The organism is Parabacteroides sp., assembly GCF_977054455.1.
This window is the reverse complement of record NZ_CDRTCT010000016.1, coordinates 94,694-116,590: the sequence shown is the minus strand read 5'-3', so window position 1 is coordinate 116,590 and position 21,897 is coordinate 94,694. Positions and strand designations below refer to the sequence as shown.

The following is a 21,897-nucleotide window of genomic DNA, read 5'->3' as shown; positions in this document are numbered from 1 at the left end:
CATCAAGAACTAACGTATTTGTTTATAATGTAATATTGTTTTTATCTGTCCTATTTTTAATTAAAGTGTGGACGGACCTCTTTTAGCCTTGCTCCAGGCTCCGTTCCCTTTGTTCCGGTTCAGGTAGAAGAACCCACGGATTACATTCAGGTTCATGAAGATGAAATAGTAAGGGACGAACAACAGTTTGTTTCTTAGGTTCCGTCGCTCCAGCCGGTAGCCTGCATAAGCGGCGGCGTAAAACAAGAGTTGCAGGATGAGCGTCCCTATATAGAAAGGGCTTCCCCACAGGGCGAGGACGAGGTTAACCGGCAGCAGCAGGAAAAGCATCAACGGTGTAAGCGTCCAACGCAACACGCGATGGCTGACATACTGGAAACTGAGCGTGCCGTAGCGGAAAATGTTGAACAAGCTTTTCAGGCGCCAGACCGATTGCAGGCCGCCGGCTGCTATCCGTATCTTCCGTTTCTCTTCTTCTTTCATGTTCAGGGAGGCAGTTTCGGTGGCGTATGCTTTCTTGCAATAGGCTATCTTATAACCTCGGGCGGCAATGCGGAGGGAAAGGATAAAGTCGTCTAACAGGGTGTCCGGCGGCATTTGTTCGAACAGGCGGCTCCGGATGGCGAACAGTTCGCCTGCCGCACCGACAGCCGAATAAAGGCGGTCGTCCAAATCTTTCAAGGCAGACTCGTATTTCCAATAAAGGCCTTCCCCGGCTGTCGCTCCCTGGGCGGACTGGGTATCGACCCTTTTTTCACCTGCCACGCAGCCGACTTCAGGGTCCGAAAAACAACGGACGATCTCTTTAATGGCATCCGCATTGAGCATCGTGTTGGCATCCGTAAAAACGACATAGGGCGTCGAGACGTATTGCATTCCCCGGTTCAGGGCTGCCGTTTTGCCCCGGCGTTCGGGGCTGAACAGGACGGTAGCGTCTTTGTACTCTGCCAGCTTCTCATTCGTATGGTCGTCCGATCCGTCTGTCACCCAAACGATATGTAGTTTGCCGGCCGGATAGGAGAGGCTCCGGCAGTTTTCCATCTTTTTGCCGATAATGTCTTCTTCATTGTAGGCGGCGATGAAAAGCGTGACGTCCGGCAATGGTTCGGGCAGGACAAGCGCCGCTTTCTTGCCGAACAGTTCTTTTATGCGGACCAAGGCATAGAGCAAAATGCCATATCCTATATAAGTATAGAAGACAATGAACAATCCGAACCAGAATAAAAAGACAAAAAGAGGAGATATGTGTTCCATGGTGTTTTGCATAAATTATATTACAAACTGCGCAAATGTAATTATTTTTTCTTTCCTCCTCTCTAAATGCCTTGCTGATATTTGAAAAATGCCGTGCTCTTTCATCTATGATTCCTTTTCCTTACTCGGATCGGAGGTGTTTCAGGAAAACAAGAGGGAGGGCAAATGAGAGGGCTGTAGGAAAAAAGCTATAATAATCAAGATACTTCTGGAATTGTCAAAAAATAAATTATTACATTTGCCCGTTGTTAGGCTTTTAAATTAAATAAACAAATACTAAGGGTAAAACATGAAATCGATATTGGTGACTGGCGGAGCAGGATTTATAGGATCTCATTTGTGCAAGCGGCTGTTGAAGGAAGGAAACAGGGTAACCTGTCTGGATAACTATTTTACAGGTTCCGAAAGCATTGTCCGAGAACTGCTTGCAGAGCCTAATTTCCAGATGGTCGAGCATGATGTCACAATCCCGTATCAGACGGCATCGGCTATTGACGAGATCTACAACCTGGCCTGCCCGGCTTCTCCGATCCATTACCAGTATGATCCGATCAAGACGATCAAGACTTCTATCTTAGGCGCGATGAACATGCTTGAATTGGCCGAGGCGCATGATGCCCGGATTCTTCAGGCTTCCACGAGCGAAGTGTATGGCGACCCGTTTATCCATCCGCAGCCGGAGAGCTACTGGGGAAATGTGAATACGGTCGGTGTCCGCAGTTGCTATGACGAGGGGAAAAGAGCATCCGAAACGCTTTTCATGGATTACCACCGGCAGAAAAAGCTGAAGATAAAGATCATCCGTATCTTTAACACCTATGGTCCGAATATGGCGGTCAATGACGGCCGTGTCGTTTCTAATTTTATAGTCCAGGCGTTGCGGAACGAGAATATCACGGTCTATGGCGATGGCCGGCAAACCCGCAGTTTCCAGTATGTGGATGACCTGGTGGAAGGTATGGCCCGCATGATGGCAACAGAGGATAGTTTCACGGGGCCTGTCAACCTCGGTAATCCCAAAGAATTTACGATGCTCGAGCTGGCGCAGCATATCATCCGCCTCACGGGTTCCCGTTCGGAGATCGTTTTCCGCCCTTTGCCGTCCGACGATCCGAAACAGCGGAAGCCCGACATCACGCTTGCCAGGGAGAAACTTGGCGGATGGACCCCGTCCGTGCCACTTGAAGAGGGACTGAAAAGGACTATCCGGTATTTTCAAAGTTTGTAGAGGGAAGGATATGATAATGCTGCTGAAGGTATTGGAGATCATATTGTTTGTCTGTTTCTCCGTCAACATACTTTATTTATTTGTTTTCAGCCTGGCTTCTTTGCGTAGAAGGCGGAAGGAAAGAGGGAGGGGAAGTGTGCCTTTCCGCCGGATTGCCGTATTGATACCTGCTTATAAGGAGGACCGGGTGATTATGGAATGTGTGGAGTCCTGCCTGCAACAGGATTATCCGCGTGACCTGTATGATATCGTCGTCATTTCCGATCAGATGAATCCCGAAACGAACGGGAGGCTGGCCGCATTGCCTGTTACCCTGGAAATCGTCCGTTTCGAAAACAGTACGAAGGCGAAAGCGCTGAATTTGGCGATGAGCCGCTTAACGGGCTATGATCTTGCTTTGATCTTGGATGCGGATAACACCATAGGCCCCGGCTATCTTCGCCAAATCAATGCGGTTCCTTTCACCGGGGACATCGTCGGCTACCAGACGCACCGGACAGCCAAGAATAAGAACACGAGCCTTGCTTACCTCGATGCCGTAAGCGAAGAGATCAATAACAGTATTTTCCGGCAAGGGCACGTGAATGTAGGGTTGTCGGCTGCCCTGATCGGTTCGGGTATGGTCTTTGATTTCGAATTGATAAAGAAGGTGTTGTCCGATATACATGCGATCGGCGGTTTCGACCGTGCCTTGGAACTTACGTTGTTTAAAGCCGGTAAACGCATCGATTATTTGCCGGATGCTTTTGTTTTGGATGAGAAGGTGCAGAACCGCCGGGACTTTGCCCGCCAACGCAGGCGTTGGCTGTCGGCCCAAATTCATTACCTGCAGGAGTTCATTGGCGATGTGCCGGATGCCTTGTTGAGCAGGAATTGGAATTTTTGTGATAAGTTGTTCCAGCAGATGAGCATTCCCCGTTTGCTCCTGTTGGGTGAAACGTTTACGATAGCTTTGGTCATTACATGTATTTCCTGGCCGGTCTCTCTGAAATGGTGGGGCTTATTCTGCTTGCTGGTAGTTTCTTTGTTGCTGGCTGTCCCAAAGAGGTTATATACAAGGCAACTACTTGTCGCCGTCATGGAATTGCCGGAGACATTTTTCAGCATGTTCCTGAATCTTTTCCGCTTGAAGGGGGCTAACAAGAGGTTTATCCATACGGAACATGGAAGGACGCCGTAGTTATCTTTCTCGATTCTTCTTTTCAGATGTTTTCTGTAAGATAGCGTTATAAATCCGTTCAGAATTCCGATTGTCAAGCGGAGGCAGAAATTCGTTTATTCTTTTTAAATATGTTTTATTGATATCACCGTTTTTCAGAATGTCTTCTATCTGTAAAATTAAATCTTTTTCTTGGGTCACAACAGGCCCGAATCCATCGGAGTCATATTTGAAATATCCCCCTTGATGGTACTTTTCGTTGTATTCTTTCTGATCGAATTGATAGTAGATAAGCGGTTTTCTCATATATGCAAAATCAAAGGCGACACTTGAGTAGTCTGTTATCAAAATGGAGCTTTCTATAAGTAATGATTGTACGTCAAAATTATTTCGGCCAGCAATCGTGATTTTGGGATTGTTACATGAAAAGACATTAATATAACTTTGTAATTCATAATGCAGATAAAAGATTAATTGATAATTATGGATATTCAAAAGATTTGCTACACCATCACTATTCAGCAGGTGTTGGAATGTTTTATAATAAGAACTGAGCATAAATTTGTTTTGCTCTATGTTAGTGGCTTCGGCTGTAGTATTGTTCGCTGCCAACCATTTCCGCCACGTTGGCATAACTAAGATTTGTTTTTTGCATTTTCCCATATTGTTGAATAAAGAGTCGAAACGGCTTAAACCTGTACTGACGACCGTATTTTTAGGCCAATGCCCCATGGTTTCGATAAAATCTCGTTCACGTGGTGCTGTCGTGATAAATAGATGTGGCGTAAGATGTTTTGGTTGTTTCTCTTTATCAATCAGATTGAGGTACTTTTGAATAATGCCATGTTGAAGGAACACGATGGTTTGTTTAGCCGGGACAAACCAGCTCAATGATTCGATACAGCTATATCCGGTGTACCCATGAAAACAATAGGGGGATGTGACGCCTCGTTCGTGAGTACTGATACTGCATTCGGCAGCTAAATAATAGAAAATATGCTTATAAGTATTGTAATGGATAACATTGGTTTTGAATCGGTCTAATTTTTTTTCATCAGGCGAGTTTTTTATTATGACATAGTAAGTGTCAATGTCAGGATGCATGTCTCTCATGTAACAAAAAAAAGAAAAACCGTTGTCACGAGCTTCCGTAGCCCGTTCCATTACCAACCATATCTTTTTCTTTAATATTTCTCTTTTAAAGAGGTGCAGGATTATGTATCCGACACTTAAGCGCAGGAAGGCCTTGATACATGCAATTCTATATTTAAACCAAATACGTTTTCTTATTTTTTTTATTAGATTAGATATGCTCATGAGATTTTTAGACAAAACTACATAAAAAAATGATTCCGAATACAGTTTAAATAAGAAATATATAAGAAAAACAGAATGTGAAAAATTAAATTCCTATTTTTGTGAAAATTATATTTATGGAAGTTCATGTTCAAATATCTGTTATAGTTCCGATATATAATGCCGGGCTGCATTTGGACAGATGCATAAAAAGTATTTTATGCCAGTCATTCGTTGACTTTGAGTTGTTGCTGATAGATGATGGAAGTTCTGACGATAGTGCTTCTATATGTGATAATTATGCGTCTAAGGACAATAGGATACGGTTTTTTCATCAAAATAATGCGGGAGTCAGTGCTGCGAGGAATTTGGGGCTGAAGAAAATGCGTGGGAAGTATCTTGCATTTGTGGATGCAGATGATTATATTTCTCCGTGCTATTTAGCCGATTTATATGCAAATTTACGTTTGGATAGAGGAAGCGGACTTATTATTCAGAGTCTTGTACAAGTGACTCCTGAAGGAGAAGAAATTTCCAAGAAAAAGGCAGGGGATGCATTTGTTGAATCGATAAACTTTGGTATGGCTATTTGTAATTATCGATTGTATGAACAAGGGTATATTGCATCGAAATTATACGATGTAAAGTTAATTCAGAAATATGAACTTTGTTTTGACGAAAGGATTAAAGTGCTGGAAGATCTTTTCTTCATGTATCAATATATGTTGCATTGTGATTATTTAGTATTGAGTAATACGTCAAACTATATCTATGTCAGATATTCCACCTCCGGTTGCCGGACTCTTCATTCTTTTGATTCCGTATATACGGGATTTTGCTTCTATCAGGATTTGTTGGCAAAGTTAACCGCAAAATGGACTTTTCCGCAAAAAGAAGAACAAAGGGGATTGTATGCTTCTGTGATGTTGGGGTTTGATTGGTCGTTAAAAACTGATTATTGGCAAAGGCATAATGTCTCCCGTAAAAAAAGGGTTTCTCATTTATGTCTGCTTGTAAGCAATAATTATAGGATGATGTGTGATTATTACCATCCGGTCTATAAGCTTGATAAAATAGGAAAATTATTATTGAAAGCCCGTCTCTATGGTTTATATGATTGTTATATGATTTTTTTGATAAAGATGAATATAACGTCATTCTTACATGCACCACATTCGTAAAAATTAAATATTTAAAACTTAGTAAAAGTGTCATATTCAATTATTATACCTCACAAGAATATCCCGCAGTTGTTACAGCGATGTTTGGACTCTATCCCTCAGCGAGAGGATATACAAATTATAGTAATTGATGACAACAGTTCTCCCGAAGTTGTGGATTTTGCGCATTTCCCCGGAAAAGAGCGGTGTGATGTTGAAATTGTCTTCACCCAAAAGGGCAGAGGCGCAGGTTATGCCCGTAATGAAGGATTGAAACGAGCTAAGGGTAAATGGTTGTTGTTTGCAGACACAGATGATTTCTTTTTGCCGAACTTTTTGGATGCATTGGATGCTTATTGTGATACGGATTATGATTTAGTAACTTTCCGTGCTGAAAGTGCCGATTGTGATACTCTGAAGCCTGTTCCGTCACGCCAAGGGTATTACGGGGTATATGAAAAAATAGGAGAAGGCATGGATGTAGATTTTTTGAAATATCGTAATGACGTGCCGTGGGCAAAGATGGTTTCTGCAAGGTTAGTGCAGGAGCATTCTATTTGTTTTGATGAAACACCGGCGGCAAACGATGTGATGTTTTCGGCTTATGTGGACTATTATGCTCGTAAGGCGACAGCTTGCTCCACTTCTATTTATTGCGCTACGGTCAGACAAGATTCTCTGCAATATGCTCCTGTGCTGAGGAATCTCTTGGCACGTGTGACCGTCGCTTGCCGACTCAATCGTTTTCTTCACCGGATAGGGCGTAAGGATAAGTATATATATAGCTATTCTTGGGTGGTGCGATGTCGTAAATATTTTGGTCGGCAAGGTTATTTTAAAGCTTTGTCTATATGGCTTTGCCATGAGTGTTGGGAGAATATTTATAAGACATTTTCCGATTTGCTGAAAGCCAAGTTCAGACGTTAGCTCTATAATCTATTCAATTATCCACCTGTCGATGCATCTTTTTTCCAACGAGAAGTTGACCCCGATGCGATACAGTTTCCGGCTGTCCATGGCGAATGGCTTGGCATATCCTTTTTCCTCAATCTGTTTCAGGGCCTCTTCGGGTGTCCCGTCCAATTTGAACTCCACGATATAGACGTAGTCTTTTGTTTCTATGACCATATCCATGCGGCTTTCGCTCGTGGGACGCTCCACTTTGGTATAGAATCCCAACATGCGCATCACGATGAAGAAAGCGTTCTGAAAGTAGAGTTCAGCATCGCCCACAATTTTATAGTCCGTGTCGGAAAACATGGTGGCAAGGCGTTTCATGAATTGTTCGGGGTTCCCTTTCTCTACATCGTTGATAAAATTCACCACATAATAGGTGGATTCTGTATCTTTGACAGGTGTATAATAAGGTACTAAATAATTGATGAAACCTTCTGCTACCTCTTTGTTCGGAAATCCTAACTGATAGGTGTCAAATCGTTCCTCATACCCTTTTATCGTGAGGTATCCGCTTTGATAGATCACGGCAATGGGATTGTCCTTGAACGACTCCACGTCCGTAAGAGTCTTTGCGGTAACTCCTTCATCGGTAAGGTTCGGCAGGCAGAAGTTGCTGTCCTTCAGTAGCTTCACAAGAAAGGAAGGTGTGCCTGTATTGAACCAATAGCTTTTGAATTTCAAACTGTCAAGCGTGCATAGCAGGCTGAACGGATTGTAAATATCTGTACCGTTTTCCACGAAGTGATATCCGTCATAGCAGTCTTTCAGGCGGAGGCATACATCTTCATAGGAAGTGCTGTTTGCCGCGGCAAGTCGTTGTAACGGCTTTTCAAAGTTGGCGAAAATCTCCTCCTGGGTGATGCCGCATATCGTCTGGAACCTGTCATCCATGGAAATGTCCTTTAAATTGTTCAGGTCGCTGAACACGCTTACTTTTCCGAACTTTGTTACGCCTGTCAGCAATCCGAAGCGTATGTACTTGTCCTGCGTCTTCATCACCGAATAGAAGGCTTTGAGCGTATTGCGGTATTCGTCCTGCAACTCCTCGTTTCCGAGTGCCTGGAGCATGGGCTTGTCATATTCGTCGACAAGGATGACCACGCGCTGGCCGGCCTTTTCGGCTGCACGTCTGATAATGCCCTTGAAGCGCAGTTCCGGGGTTACTTCGCTAAGGGAACTTCCATACAAATTCTCCCAAAAATACAGAGTGTCGTTCAGAACATCGGCAAGGTTGTGTTTTTCGTCATATTTACCTGTGTTCAAGTCCAGATGCAGAATAGGATATTTCGTCCATTCCTTTTCCAATTTCTCTATGGCAAGTCCCTCGAAAAGTTCCCGCTGTCCTCTGAAATAGGCTTCTAAGGTGGAAATCAACAGACTTTTTCCAAATCGACGTGGACGGCTCAGGAAGTAATAACGTCCAGTGGTGGCTAACTGATAAATGAGGTCGGTTTTGTCCACATAAACATATTCGTCTTTGATAAGACTCTCAAAACTCTGTATTCCGATAGGGTATTTCATACGATTCAGCTTTATTCTGTTGCGAAGATAACGAAAAAATATTCATAATTTCAAATCTCCCAAGTTCTATCAGGCCAACTACAACAAAATATTCCATTGCATAAATGGTTCACTTTTGCCAATATTTGAACCTATTCTATATAATAAAAAATACAAGAACCCCTCCCCAAAAAGCAAATATTCATATTTTGTTGATATTCAGTTTTTTGTCAAATATCTTGTTTCTTAAAAAATATTACCCTTGCATGAAATTTGAAATATATGGGGTATAAAATCAAATTTCATGCGCTACTGTTTCGATCCAGACCAATGGGTATTTGGGGAAACCGTACAATAAGTTTGCTTTAAGCAAAAGAGTCGCTTGGATGGAGTCTCTTTTTGCACACGAACAAATTTTCCTCTGGATTGAGACAGAACTGTGCGTATTCTTTTGAGATGTTCACTATTTCTACTTCAAAGCCATTTTCTTGCAGTCTGTTTATGTAATCTTTTCCATAGAGGCGGCAATGGTCTTGCTGTCCGAATGTGATCTCCCGCTGATGAGGATCTTCGATCGTAAAGTCCTCTATCGTATGTTCCAACAGATAACTGACCGGGACTTGCAGTAAGGAGAAGCCACCGGGCTTTAGAGTCCGGAAGATTTCTAGCATGGCTTTTCGATCTTCCGGGATGTGCTCCAGTACGTGGTTGCACAGAATAATGTCGAAAGTGTTGTCTTCAAACGGGAGATGTAGCACATCCATGTTTCGTACATACTCAGGATAGGTATATCCCTCTGTAAAGAGATCACCGCACACGTAGTCAATACCGGCTTTCAGCAATGCTTGTGATAACCTGGGTTCGGGGGCAATGTGCAGGAGGTGAGTTTCCTTATCGGAATCGAATATGTGTGCAATCTCTCTCAAGTAAATATAGATTAACCTCTCCCTGTCGTGAGAACCACATTTCAGGCAGCGCACGTTTCGTCTTCCCCCTCCAATGATGTGATACTTTTTTACTTCCTCTGCCAATTCTTGCCCGAAGGGGAGCATTGTGTCCGAAGAATATCCGCAGAACGGACAAGAATAATCGTGTCCTCTGTGCTTGAACAGCCACAATTCGCGGAGGACTTTTTGATATAAGTTTTTTAATCTTGTCATTACACCTTGATATATAATGTTTACTATTTTTGGACTGCTTTCCAGATCCGTCTCGATAAAAACCTCATTCCGTCTGAAAAAATATAGAACAATGGAATGAATATCGATAAGAATAGTGTCGATGAATAGAAAGCGTAAAGAATCCAGCTTCCGTATCCGTTTGTCGGATTAAAAAATGGAAAGACGAATAATATTCCATCGGTCGCCGACCAGGATAACAAAAGCAATGCCGTATATTTCGCAATGTTTTTCCAGTAAAAGGAAACTGGTATTCTGAAACCTTGTTTATACAGGAAATAGGCTTTCCATACGCAAACGATAGTCAGCGAACTGGCTATATCGCCCAATAAAACGCCCGGAAGTCCCCATATGCTACCGCCTGCCAAGGCTACGGCGACTGTTATGGTCAGTGTCACGATCGGAGCCCAGGTATCATGATACAAACCATAGCCATTGATGAATTGATCGACCGTACCCCTATACTGGCTGACAAAAAAATTAGCCAGGATAATAATCAGAACAGAATGCGGCAAGACATAATCTGCTCCTAACCAAATGGTGACAAACGGATCGATCAGGTGATAAAGGGCGAAAGTGAAAAAACCGGCTATCACAAAACGCAAGGAATTGAGTTCCCAAAATACTTGCTGAATTCTCTTTTGGTCACCCTCGGCTATCAGATGGCCGACTCCGGCTCCTGTACTTCCCAAAAAATTATTCACCAGTAAGTTCAGCTTTGTTATCAACAACATATAGTTGCCATAATAAGCGACTAACTTCAGAGACGTAAATGAATAAATCAGAAATGGGAGCAACTGTGAACGGCCTGTGCCTGCCAACACGTGTACGAATAATTGGCGGGATTTTCGTATGATAATCTTATGCTCCGCATATTTTTCTTTACCGACGGCAATACTGCATTTCAGCCAGGGATAGACTTGATCGATCTTCCGGTTCAAGATAAATGAATACAAGATACCGAAAATCAAATCGATCGCTATCCATAAATAATAGCTGCCTGTATAGCAAATCAATGCCATCTGCAATAACGTTTTCACCAGATTTGTGGTTTGCGAGTAAGCTGTAACCACATAATTACGCTGGTCCGCTCCTAAAAGAACTTGGCGGTAATTGACAAAATAGCCGATCAAGGAAGAGGCTAAGAAAGAAAAATAAGCGAAATAGATAACGCTCGGTTCGATCTCCGTATTTTTGAATATAAGCGGAAAGAAAAGAGCCAGTATTCCGCCTGATATCAAAATGGATAAACCGACGTAGCGATACAGGTAGCCTAACACGGAGATGATCTCCCGTAACTTTTCCTTGTCCTTTTCGAATAAAGGTTTGTAAAGAATATACCCCATTGAAGCGCCGATTCCCAAGTTTGCCAGATTCAAGAACCCTAACAGGTTCTGCAATGTCCCCGTCAACCCTATGAAGTCGGCTCCCAATTGCTCTAAGAATATTTTCCGGGAGAAAAAAGAGACGAATAAGGTGATTATATAGAAAAGAATATTCACTTTCGCGTTCAGAAAACTCTTATGTAAGCGGGATTCAGGCATGGGGCTCTTTTATATTATCTTTTAATCCATGGAAAGAACCTTTAATGAAAGCGATAAGCATTTCCTTTTCATTATGTATACTGTAAAATAAAATGTTTTTAGGGATGACGATAAACAATAGATAAGATAATGCTAACACTTTAACAAATGCTTTATAGTTACGTCTTGTAAACATGATTCTACTACGTGTCAGATAATATAAACGAAGCGGTGTGCCACGTTTGATTGTCATACTTTCTTTATGGAATACGGACACTGCCGGTTCAAACCAGGTTTGGTATCCTGCTCTTTGAAGTTGCAAACTCCAATCTAATTCTTCATAAAAGAGAAAATAGATTTCGGTCATTAGTCCTGCATGTTCCAATACCTTGCGGGATGTGAGAACACAGGCGCCATGAATAAAAGCAGTTGGAATCGCTTGGTCGTATTGCCCATGGTCTATTTGCTTTGTACCGATCTTCCGGTTACTTATTCGGATAGGATTCATCGGTGTATAACCGGCATACTGGATTATATTGGGGTGATCCTCGTATTTGATTTTCGGAGAGACAGCCCCAATGGCTGGTGAAGATTGCATGCGATTAACCAATGTTTCGAGGAAAGGTCCGTTTATGACTACATCATTGTTGATAAATAAAATATATTCTCCTGCGGAATATTCATATCCTAAATTGTTGCCTCCTGCAAATCCTGAATTTTGTTCCGATGAAATAATAGTTGCATCAGGATAATCGTTTTCTAATCGCAAGGCTTCTTCTTTTGTCGGAGAATTATCGACGACAATGATTTCATACGGATAAGTTTCATACTTTCGGATGCTATTGATCAGGTCGCATGTATCTTTATATCCGTTATAATTGATAGTAATGATCGATACCATATTAGAAGGTTTGAAACTGTTCTATAATGTTATATATTTTCTGGACGCTATGTTGCCAACTGTGTGTATGGGCGAAACGAATGCGTTGTTCTTCTTTATATTTATCACCGCATTCTTCCAGCGCGGCATCCAAGGCTTGAAGATATTCTTCGGTATTTGCCGGCAGAAAGGCATATTCGGCAAAGATATCTCTCATCGTATGGGTACTGGTTGCCACTATGGGTTTTCCCATGGCCAAGTACTCATCTACCTTTAACGGATAATTCCCGTCTGTAATATCATTGATAATTTGCGGATTGATACAGACGTCGCATCCGGTAATATAGGCAGGTAATGTTTCTACTCGTTTTTTTCCTAAGAAATATACATTCGGCAACCGATGGAGAGGATGATGGCTGAATGTTTCATCTTCCGGCCCAATGAATACGAAATTGTATTGGGGGCGGCTTTGTGCCACATCCATTAGTAAATCGCAATCCAAACGTAGTGCTATTACACTACCCACATATCCGATTATCGGAGAAGGTATATGTTTCAGGTCGTCGGGAACCTCCCATTTTTTTCGGGCATCATATAGCTCCAAATTAACACCGGTCTCGATCAGGAAGGTGTTAAGGTTATATTTCTTGAAGCGTATGGCAAACTGTGTGGAATTGGTTAAAACAATGTCCGATTTTGTCGCTAACATGGCTTCGAGCCGTGCTCCGTTTTTTTTCCAGTACGGTTGCCCGATGACGAAATCTCTGCAATAATAAATAGAAAGGGCCGGTTTGATGTATTCTTTTAGATACTGGCTTCTATAGATGTCGGTATCGATCAGGTGTACACAGTCTGTGAATCCGAATTGGGAAGCCACGTTGCAAATATAATCCGCGATCATTTTGTTGTTTATCCTGTTTACGGTGTCGAACAGACGGGCCGTAGGCAGTCCGCCTACCGGAAATACACAGAAAGGACAATCTGCCACCCACATCCTTTCATTGATCTGGCGGATGGGGGATACCCGTTTCTTGATTACGTCCATCCTGCGTTTCCAAGCTGCGTTCTTATTTCCTCGAAGACGTGTGGAATAATCCATCGGGGTATTTATATATAAGACACGATTCGTTTTGGAAATCTCCAAAGCCGTGTTTTTGATAGTACTGCCTATTTCGATATCCCAGGGTTGTAAGCTGGTAATAATAAAGTCGCGATTCTGCATGGTGATATTATTTAGATTCGACAGTCGATTGATATAGTTTTAAGAGTTCACGGGCTGTCTGTTCCCATGAAAAACATTTGGCGCGTCCGAGCCCGTAAGCTGATTGTTTTTGATAATATTCTTTATCCCGTTCCAACAAAAGAAGTTGATCTGCTATCGACCGTTCGTCTGTCGGGTCCGTCAGAATAGCACCTTCTCCTCCGACTTCCGGCATGGATGACGTGTTGGAGGTTATTACCGGGATGCCGCAAGCCATAGCTTCCAGCAAAGGGATGCCGAAACTTTCCCGCAAGGATGTATAGAGGAAAGCAAAAGCCCCATTGTATATGAATGGCAAATCGGTGTTGGGTATGTAACCCGGCAAATGGAGGTAAGGACGGATATCCTCCAAACCTGTTTCTTTTAAAATCTCATCTACATATTCCGGTTTCAGGTCTGCAACCAACAGGGGGCGTTTCTCTTTGGATTGTTGCAGATACAAATGATAGGCTTTCAATGTGCGGGGGGTATTTTTCTTGGGGTCCGTATTCCCTAAGAAGAACAGATAGCCGGTTGACGGTATATATTTTCGTATGACTTCCTTTATGTCATTCAACGGCTGGAAATGATTGCTAAAACCATTATAGATGGCCATGATCTTGTTTTCCGGCAAATGAAGCGTTTCCCGTATCCGGTTGCATTCAAAGTGAGATACGGTGATTATTTTTCGGCATTTAGGCAAAATACGAGGTACAACCAGACGTCTGTAATGCCATCCCATATTTTGATATAGAGATTTGCTGCTGCTTTGTCTATTCTCCAAAAAAATGATGTCATGAAGAGTCAGGATGAAAGGAACCTGAATGTATAAAGGTGCCGTATTGCTTGTGCAATGAAGCAAATCCGGTTTGAGTTTATTTATCGCACGTGGCAATGCCCATTGTTCCCAAAGGGGATAGCTGGGACATTTCACTTCGATGATATGTACATTATCCGTTTCTTCCAGACAGTGATCTGTTCCCGGACTTACAAAAATGAAATATTCGTTTTCCTTATCGATCTTCTGTAGTTCGCGTACGGTTTCAAGGACTACGAAATCCATTCCGTGCTTATTCGGGCGGAAAATGCGTTGGGCTTCTATCGCGATTTTCATTTTGTCGGGGTTTTATATTAATTCTTATCGGATGAATGGTCACTATGTACCGTGTGAATAAATTCTTTGCTTGCTCCTCTCAAACGGAAAAGATTGAAGAACATCAAAAGGAATAAAAGCGGCAGGCTGATAATGGCTTTCCGGAAACGATGGTCTACCAGATAATCCGGGATCGCCATGAAAAACGAGACGATCAGTATGAAGGTGATTCCCCACCATTTAAGGGATAAAGTCCAGTCATACCAAGTGGTTACAAACGAAAGTATCACCAGAAAACCGAATAAAATCACCCGTGGAGGCATCATCCATTGTAAGAGTTTGTCACAATAATCCCAGTTTCCCGAAAAAAATGCTCCGGGTAGTTTCCACAGGCCGGAAAACAGATTCGTGAATTGTGTAGCGATCCATCTGCGGCGTTGTTCGTAAAACTGCCCCTTCTTTTCGATTTTTTCATCGTAAGTATAAACGTCTTCCAGAAATTCGATATAAATATTTTGTGAAAGCAACATGCTTTCGAGTTGCTTATCTACTCCGACATGAGCGGCTTTGTAAATATACTGTCTAAGCCAATCATAATCAAAAGCCATACCGGAGCCTATCAATGCGGAAGAGAACCCCAGACGGGTATGTCCGGAACGGAAAATGGAATTATTGATCTCTTCGCTGACCGCGTCCAGAACGGCCGTATTGGTATTCCTGTTTTTGGCAACCCGGTGTGTTTGGATGGCAAGGCATCCGGAATAATAGGCATCATTCAGTTTATTCAGAAAAGACGTGTTCACGATATTGTCCGCATCCATGATTACAACCATATCGCATTTTTCAGTTTTCGTACTCAGGTAATCCATGGCAAGGCGGAGTGCATTTGTTTTGGTACTCTGAGCATAATTTGCTTCCAATACCGTGATGGATGGTAATGCTTTCAGGGTCTGAACTGTTCTTTCCTGCATCTTGTCTGCTATCACGATAACCTCATACAAATAGGACGGGTAATCCTGTTCCAGAAATGAACATACAGAATTAACAATGACGGCATCTTCCTGGTAAGCAGGAAAAAGAACGACAAAGCGGTGCTTTTTCCGGGCGGGAGGATATTTGTTTCTCGTCTTTTTCAAAGAAGCCAATGAAAAAATAAAAATATACAATACAGCTATCAGAAACAAAAGGAATATGATTGCATCTGCATATTCTATCAGTTTGTCTCCGTTGGAGACCCACCATTTGTTTATTTCATATTCAAAATCCATCTTATAATGTATTTATATTGGGTTCTAACTTTGTTTGTTCTGTTAATTCATTATCATACGATTTCCCTAAAACAAGAAAAGTCTGAAATATATACACGATATATCCTGTCGGGTACTGCCAGAAAAAATTATTGCCGTATGCACTAAGCATGATGCCCCATAGACCGCAATTCATGGCTATCAGCATGCCTTTCAATTCCCTGTTTCGTATGCGGAACATGATCAGATAAGCACTGTATGCAATGACAAACAATAAAATGGCGATATGCAGGCATAATCCGACAACTCCAAACTGTACCCAAATACTGACATAGTGCGAGTCTGTTGGTATTTCGGTTGTAAAACGACGAGAAAAACGCCTTCCTTCTCCACCTGCCAAGCCGACGCCTTCTCCGAACGGTTTATGAACCATATATTCGGCAAGTCGTTTCTGATTCGCTTTCCTGACCAGGTAAGAAGCATCTTTTTCCGGATGAAAAGCCGTGCGCATACGGCTTATTTGCCGGTTTGACTCTAAAATATGTGTTTGAGCGAAAAAAATATAAATAAAAAGCAAACAGATAGCTCCTCCTACAATATAGCGGATGTTTTTATTGAGAAGGATAAACATCGCTAATCCTCCGAGAGGGACAATCATAGCGCCGCGTGTACCGGACATCATTAATGCATAAGCTGCAAGCAAAGACACGAACCTATAGTAATATCGGAGTTTTTTATTTGAGACATAGAAGGATAAAATCATATAAATGGCAGTAGCCATTCCCATATTCGAACCGAAATTTCCGGCATCTGAGAATATGGAAAAGTAGCGGGTTCCGGTTCGCAGAAGATGAGTTCTATAACTTGTACTTCTTATCAACCAATCGGTTTCTCCTGAATCAAACCCTATATAACGCTGCATCAGTGCTTTACCTACTGAAATCAGAGTAAATATGGACAGCAGGAATAATATTTTTTTGATATCTTCGACTTTGTTTAATAGCAGAGAGGTTAATAACACTAATAGTGTGAAATTGTAAAAAGAACCACGAGTGAATATCCAAGCTTCAGTAACAGCCGACGGATTGAACAACTCAAAAAAAACATAGATCATCCATACGAGTGATATATACAGCAGTTTATTGTTAGCTCTTTGCCAGGGCATTTTACCTCCGCATAAAGCATAAAGAAATGTACTGACTAATAGAAAGACGAGAAAGATATCCATTATTACACTGCTGTTTTGGATATTTACATAACGCAGTATTCCGATAAAAAAATAATTCAGCGTAAATAAGGTCATGAATCCCCAATAGGGCTTGTTCAGTACAGTAACAATATAAAAAGTAAAAAAAGGCAAAATTACAACACCTGCCGCCATCAGCCATATTTGCTTTAACAACGCATAGGCTAACAGGATAAGCCCTATTATCACTAATGAATAGGGGCTGAAAAAATTAGTATTTCCTTTTATCCCTTCCATTTTTATGCCTTATTGGCTGTGATACCAAATTGATTTAACCGGAATATCCAATTTTTCAATCCTGAATAGGGTGGAAGCTGACCGGTAAAGTCTTCTACAAATTCTCGTTCTGTACGATTCAAGAGTAAATAAAGAGGTTTATCTTTTATCTGTTTCTTGAAATGCTCCAAAAGCTGTGTATCGCTGGTTGTCCATACCCGGCAAGCATCTGCAACTAACAGATTGACCTGTGCTTCCTGTAATAATGCAGTGGAGATAGGGTAATCCCTTAACGGAGGATATTTGACTATCAGGATATCAGGACTTTCTTGTCCGTATGGTGGCTCGTAAATACTATGAATGCTATTTGCCTGAGCATACACCATCGATTGCGAATTATAGTCTTTGCCGTAGGATATGATTTTGACACTGTACCCTAAGTCTTCCCAATATTCCTGTAAATAGGATGCAATAAAACTTTTTCCCTCTTGCTCTCCAAAACTAATTAAATTGATGATTGAAGTATGGCCAAGTTGCAGGAATACATTTAATTGGTTACAACAATAGGCGGCGACAACTCTGTTAGAAGCCTTCGTAAATCCCCTATATTTCAGATTGATATGCCCGGTAAATGCAGCCAGAACCGGAAGTCCGGTAAGCCGTTTAGCGCGGTCGGCATCCCGTAGAGTACGGTCCAGTAGTTCTATCAACAAATTGAATCCGATAATAAAAAGTATACTGCCAAAGAAAGATGCCAAAACCAGTAACAAACGCTTGCTTTTGTCACTAAGTATGGGAAATGTCGGTTCGGAAATCAATCTCAATGTTGCAGATGTGAGCTGTATGTCTTTTTGTTTCATTTTAGCCATATTCAGTGCATGTAACATTTGCAAATAGGATTGTTCCAATACTTTAATTTCGCGTTGTTGCCTGTCTATCTGTGTTCCGATAGGAGAATAAATCTTATATTGTTCATTGTAAACCTCTCTTCTTTGATCCAAAACATCCAATTCTGCTTTCGCTTTTGTCTTCACTATCGTTTGCCTGAGCCATTCGTCTACAAGTCCGTTGATTGCAATTCCTTCTTTGCTTTCTTTGTAGCTGTTTATTAGCATTGTCAAAGAGGCGATTTTCTGTTCGGCATTCTTTAATTGTTCTTTATATTCTTTAAGTTTCGTATTTTTAGCCTGCATCTCTTCCGAACTGAATGTTTCGATTTCGGTAATTTTTCCGTTGATAGTAGAGATCTCATTCAGAACTTGGATAAAATCGTCATTGGTTTTTACCAGTTTACTTCGAATATTCATATATTGTTCCATTTCCTGAATGACTTTGTCCGCACTTTCGTAAGCTCTCCGGGTTGCTTCGTATCGATTTTCAAAATCGGAATATGAACTGGCGATAGATTTTGTCTGTTCCGAGTAGTTGATGATGCTGTTTTCTACACTATAGTTAACTAATTTGTCTTCCAGACTTGATAGTTTTGTCTGTTGTCTTTTGAGTTCTTTTTCGTAATAGGCAACGATATCATTGGTCGTTTTATAGCGTATGTCTTCATAGGCGGTACGCAATTCGTCATATATGAGTTTGATTGTGTTTAAAGTGATACCAGGATCCGTAGTTTGGTAAGAAATCTCTATAAGATCGCTGTTCCCCAACCTTTTTGCGTTAAGAGAAGATAGTTTCTTATAGCTATAAAACGGTCCGTCGCCGTTCAGTAATCCGTACAGAAAATTTTCCGGATCGTTTTTCATGTATTTCATGAAGTTATCGATTGTTTTTTCTTCCGAGTTTTTGTCAACCAGCTGTAATAAATCTTCCGGTATGATTTTGATTAGATTTTGGTAATTCTTGGCTCTTATATAAACGTTGTCTTGATCGAGATCGCCGTGGACGAGATTTATAGCGAGTAATTTGATTGCGATATTTTTCTGTATACCTTTTTCCTGAGTCAATTTGACAAGGTTATCAAACATATTTTCTACAGATTTCCAGTTGGTCGGTTGATCACTATTCAGACCGGTGTCGGAGACAATGCCTGTATAAATTGTTGCTTTTACAGTATATGTTTTAGGTATGAAACGTGAAAAATAGATAACTAATCCCGTAACAATAGCAGTGCCAAATATCATTTGATATCGAATCCGGTAAAGAAAACGTATTATGTATAATGTGATATTCATTATTCTTCCTGGCTGCTTCTGTTGATAATCTTCACATTCGTAAGCATTTCCAATAATGTGACGGCATTATGCAAGGCGGCACGGCCTTCTTGGTAGGTAATGACTGCACTTGAACGGCGTCCTCTTTCAAGAGAGAGAGAGGTAATATCTATTTTCCCGTTAATGAAATCCTGTTCGGATATTTTCATTTGCGCATTATATAATGCGGCTGCATCAGATTTGGCTTTTAGCGTTGCCAATTGCTGGAGTACATTATTATATGCTTGTAAAATCATCAATTTTCGTTCTTCTATCGACATTTCATATTGAGATTGCAGTTGAGCATATCGTGCTTTCTTTACTTTGTTTTTTTGTTTTCTACTCACTAAGTCGCCGATCGGGATACTGACGGATACCCCTGCATTATATAAATTCTGGTTGTTTCCTACATTACTGATTATGGGATCCCCATCTGTAGAGGAAGTAGAATAGAGATTATTTCGCCCGTATTGATATGTGCCTTGTAACCTTAGGTAGCTAAGCCATTCCCGTTGGGTAATTGTTCTTTCCGCATTAGCCTCGTCCCGTTTCGCTTCGTATATTTTGACCGAAGGATGCTCATAAACGGATTGAAGAAACACTGAAAGGGGAGGCAATTGAACGCGTTCGTAGTCATCCAACATAGCCTGTATGGAGTCGGATTCGGACTTGGCGCCGACTTCTACCACTGTGGCATTGTCCGTATAGCTTTTACGTTTTTGTGCTACACAATGTATGGTGCTGAATATCAATAATAATATAAGTGTTGTTTTCATGTTGTTCCTCCTCGGGATTTAGACATTTTCGTCTTGGATGAAAGCCGTAAAAGTGCGGAAGATGATTTTCATATCCAAACTGAAAGAAAAAGTCCGGGCATATTTAATGTCCAGTTGTTTACGTTCTTCGGGAGATAAGTTGCCTCCGTTCCCTCTCTTTTCCACTTGCCAGAGGCCGGTCAGCCCGGAAGGAGCCATGAAGCGTTCTATGTAATTGTCCGAAGTCAATTGTTCCGCCTCGTAAATGGGTAGAGGCCGGTTGCCAACGACAGACATGTCTCCTTTTAAGATATTGAATAATTGCGGAAGTTCATCGATACTGTATTTCCTCAGAATCCGGCCTATACGGGTGACACGCGGGTCGTTTTCCATTTTAAAGAAAGTATTGGCGCGTTCCGTCGATTTATTTTTTAGATAATCATGCTCTGTCGTGCTAAAGTTATCGGAATATAGAAGAGCGCCTGTCAATCGATCATTTGCTAATGGAGTCTGCTGCAGTGCCGCAGAGGTAGAAGGGGTTAGCCCTTCTATCTCTACGTTATACTGATTTTGAGCTTTATATTCAGCCAGCCTTTTATCAGCATCGGGATACATGGATCTGAACTTGTAAAAATCGAATATTTTATAGTTGCTTCCTACCCGTTTGGACCTATAGATGACAGGACCTTGGCTTTCCAACTCTATAGCGATAGCGGTGATAATGAAAACAGGAGATAAACAAAGTATGGCTCCTAAAGATGAGACGATATCAAAAGCCCGTTTCCAAAAAGGCAACCGGAAAGAGTATAATCTGTCCGCTTTTTCGTCCTTCTTCTCGCAGATCGCTTTTTTGTTTAGGAAGTCTTCGGCAATCGCAAGTAAACGCAGCAATTCCTCTTTTGTTATGTTTTCTGTGATTACGCAGTTGACACCTGCTTTGATATATGCAATTTTATCTTCTTTATCTAAAGGACCACTGAATAAAATGATATATGCGAACATATAAAGTTGGCGTAATTTCCGAATCGTGTCCAAATCTGCCTTAATGTTATCCCTTTCCAAAAAGACACAACAGTTGACAGTGTTAACATGTACCATTGCCTGGCAAAATTCCGTGAGCGTCGGACATTCTACAACTGTTTGATTCAAGGCTCTCTCCAACCTGCCGGGCAGAGAGGTGTGATTACCAAAAAAGATATATTCCATATCTGTTATTTTACAAGTCTTTTTACCCTAATCCTCAATTCTTCGGGGTTAAAGGGTTTTACGATAAAATCTTCAGCCCCATCTTCTAACAGCTGTATTCTTTTAGCGCTGCTTTCTTCGCTCGATAATACTAAAATAGGGATATGATTAAAAAGATCATTTCCTTTCAAATAACGAACAAATTCTTCCCCACTCATTTCAGGCATATTCAAATCAGAGATTATGCCGTCCGGAATATTACCTTCATCCATCCATGATATGGCTTTTACAGGATTTTCCTTGTAAACCACCTGATAGGAACTGGATAAGTAGATCATAACGATTTTTGCTATTTCCGGTTTATCATCAACAATTAGAATTAATTTCATTTTTGGCTTTTTAGTGTGTACCCTGCGTCAATTATAATCTTCTATTTGATTTTGCAATCTTGGAACCACCGTCATAAAAACACATAACCCCAGCCTAATCTGATTCTTAGGATAGGGTTAGAACGTTTGATTTCATTGGGATGATTACTCCTTATTGCATAAATCTCGACACAAAATTAAAGAAAACTTT

18 protein-coding genes are annotated in these 21,897 nt (G+C 41.4%); 4 read left to right on the top strand and 14 right to left on the bottom strand.

Annotated elements, in window-relative coordinates; translation table 11 throughout:
* Nucleotides 1-60: 60 nt before the first annotated feature.
* Nucleotides 61-1,266, bottom strand: a complete 1,206-nt coding sequence (locus ACW6QF_RS09910) for a glycosyltransferase family 2 protein (RefSeq protein WP_456087683.1) — start codon at nucleotides 1,264-1,266, stop codon at nucleotides 61-63.
* 277 nt (nucleotides 1,267-1,543) lie between these two features.
* Here ACW6QF_RS09910 and ACW6QF_RS09905 point away from each other — a divergent pair, with 277 nt between their 5' ends.
* Together ACW6QF_RS09905 and ACW6QF_RS09900 are read left to right on the top strand one after the other, a co-directional pair.
* A complete protein-coding gene (locus ACW6QF_RS09905; protein WP_456087682.1) occupies nucleotides 1,544-2,482 on the top strand; it encodes a UDP-glucuronic acid decarboxylase family protein in 939 nt (312 codons plus the stop codon).
* 10 nt (nucleotides 2,483-2,492) lie between these two features.
* Nucleotides 2,493-3,662, top strand: a complete 1,170-nt coding sequence (locus ACW6QF_RS09900; protein WP_456087681.1) for a glycosyltransferase — start codon at nucleotides 2,493-2,495, stop codon at nucleotides 3,660-3,662.
* Here the strand turns inward: ACW6QF_RS09900 and ACW6QF_RS09895 are convergent, their stop codons facing one another.
* Entirely contained in the window at nucleotides 3,663-4,958 is a 1,296-nt protein-coding gene (locus tag ACW6QF_RS09895; RefSeq protein WP_456087680.1) for a CDP-glycerol glycerophosphotransferase family protein, read from the bottom strand.
* A gap of 101 nt (nucleotides 4,959-5,059) precedes the next feature.
* Between ACW6QF_RS09895 and ACW6QF_RS09890 the strand changes: the two genes are divergently transcribed.
* Together ACW6QF_RS09890 and ACW6QF_RS09885 are read left to right on the top strand one after the other, a co-directional pair.
* On the top strand, nucleotides 5,060-6,118 hold the full coding sequence (locus ACW6QF_RS09890; protein ID WP_456087679.1) for a glycosyltransferase family 2 protein: 1,059 nt from the start codon (nucleotides 5,060-5,062) through the stop codon (nucleotides 6,116-6,118).
* Nucleotides 6,119-6,145: 27 nt separating this feature from the next.
* Entirely contained in the window at nucleotides 6,146-7,024 is an 879-nt protein-coding gene (locus ACW6QF_RS09885) for a glycosyltransferase family A protein (RefSeq protein ID WP_456087678.1), read from the top strand.
* Between the two features lie 9 nt (nucleotides 7,025-7,033).
* Here the strand turns inward: ACW6QF_RS09885 and ACW6QF_RS09880 are convergent, their stop codons facing one another.
* The 12 genes from ACW6QF_RS09880 to ACW6QF_RS09825 form a co-directional block, all read right to left on the bottom strand.
* Nucleotides 7,034-8,575 carry an AAA family ATPase gene (locus ACW6QF_RS09880; protein WP_456087677.1) on the bottom strand — a complete coding sequence of 514 codons (1,542 nt, stop codon included), beginning with the start codon at nucleotides 8,573-8,575 and terminating at the stop codon, nucleotides 7,034-7,036.
* Between the two features lie 344 nt (nucleotides 8,576-8,919).
* Nucleotides 8,920-9,714, bottom strand: a complete 795-nt coding sequence (locus tag ACW6QF_RS09875) for a class I SAM-dependent methyltransferase (RefSeq protein WP_456087676.1) — start codon at nucleotides 9,712-9,714, stop codon at nucleotides 8,920-8,922.
* A 23-nt stretch (nucleotides 9,715-9,737) separates the two neighbouring features.
* Complete coding sequence (locus ACW6QF_RS09870) at nucleotides 9,738-11,276, bottom strand: lipopolysaccharide biosynthesis protein (protein WP_456087675.1); 1,539 nt, start codon at nucleotides 11,274-11,276, stop codon at nucleotides 9,738-9,740.
* Nucleotides 11,269-12,156, bottom strand: coding sequence for a glycosyltransferase family 2 protein (locus tag ACW6QF_RS09865; RefSeq protein ID WP_456087674.1), 888 nt, complete (start codon nucleotides 12,154-12,156; stop codon nucleotides 11,269-11,271). The genes ACW6QF_RS09870 and ACW6QF_RS09865 overlap by 8 nt, the downstream gene beginning before the upstream one ends.
* Before the next feature lies 1 nt (nucleotide 12,157).
* On the bottom strand, nucleotides 12,158-13,357 hold the full coding sequence (locus ACW6QF_RS09860) for a glycosyltransferase (protein ID WP_456087673.1): 1,200 nt from the start codon (nucleotides 13,355-13,357) through the stop codon (nucleotides 12,158-12,160).
* Nucleotides 13,358-13,364: 7 nt separating this feature from the next.
* On the bottom strand, nucleotides 13,365-14,489 hold the full coding sequence (locus tag ACW6QF_RS09855; RefSeq protein ID WP_456087672.1) for a glycosyltransferase family 4 protein: 1,125 nt from the start codon (nucleotides 14,487-14,489) through the stop codon (nucleotides 13,365-13,367).
* Between the two features lie 17 nt (nucleotides 14,490-14,506).
* On the bottom strand, nucleotides 14,507-15,736 hold the full coding sequence (locus ACW6QF_RS09850; RefSeq protein WP_298552542.1) for a glycosyltransferase: 1,230 nt from the start codon (nucleotides 15,734-15,736) through the stop codon (nucleotides 14,507-14,509).
* 1 nt (nucleotide 15,737) lies between these two features.
* Complete coding sequence (locus tag ACW6QF_RS09845; protein WP_456087671.1) at nucleotides 15,738-17,198, bottom strand: O-antigen ligase family protein; 1,461 nt, start codon at nucleotides 17,196-17,198, stop codon at nucleotides 15,738-15,740.
* A gap of 2 nt (nucleotides 17,199-17,200) precedes the next feature.
* Nucleotides 17,201-19,309 carry a GumC family protein gene (locus tag ACW6QF_RS09840; RefSeq protein ID WP_456087670.1) on the bottom strand — a complete coding sequence of 703 codons (2,109 nt, stop codon included), beginning with the start codon at nucleotides 19,307-19,309 and terminating at the stop codon, nucleotides 17,201-17,203.
* Nucleotides 19,310-19,359: 50 nt separating this feature from the next.
* Nucleotides 19,360-20,154, bottom strand: a complete 795-nt coding sequence (locus ACW6QF_RS09835) for a TolC family protein (RefSeq protein ID WP_456087669.1) — start codon at nucleotides 20,152-20,154, stop codon at nucleotides 19,360-19,362.
* Nucleotides 20,155-20,172: 18 nt separating this feature from the next.
* A complete protein-coding gene (locus ACW6QF_RS09830; RefSeq protein ID WP_456087668.1) occupies nucleotides 20,173-21,339 on the bottom strand; it encodes a sugar transferase in 1,167 nt (388 codons plus the stop codon).
* Between the two features lie 5 nt (nucleotides 21,340-21,344).
* Entirely contained in the window at nucleotides 21,345-21,707 is a 363-nt protein-coding gene (locus ACW6QF_RS09825; RefSeq protein ID WP_298552555.1) for a response regulator, read from the bottom strand.
* Between the last annotated feature and the right edge of the window lie 190 nt (nucleotides 21,708-21,897).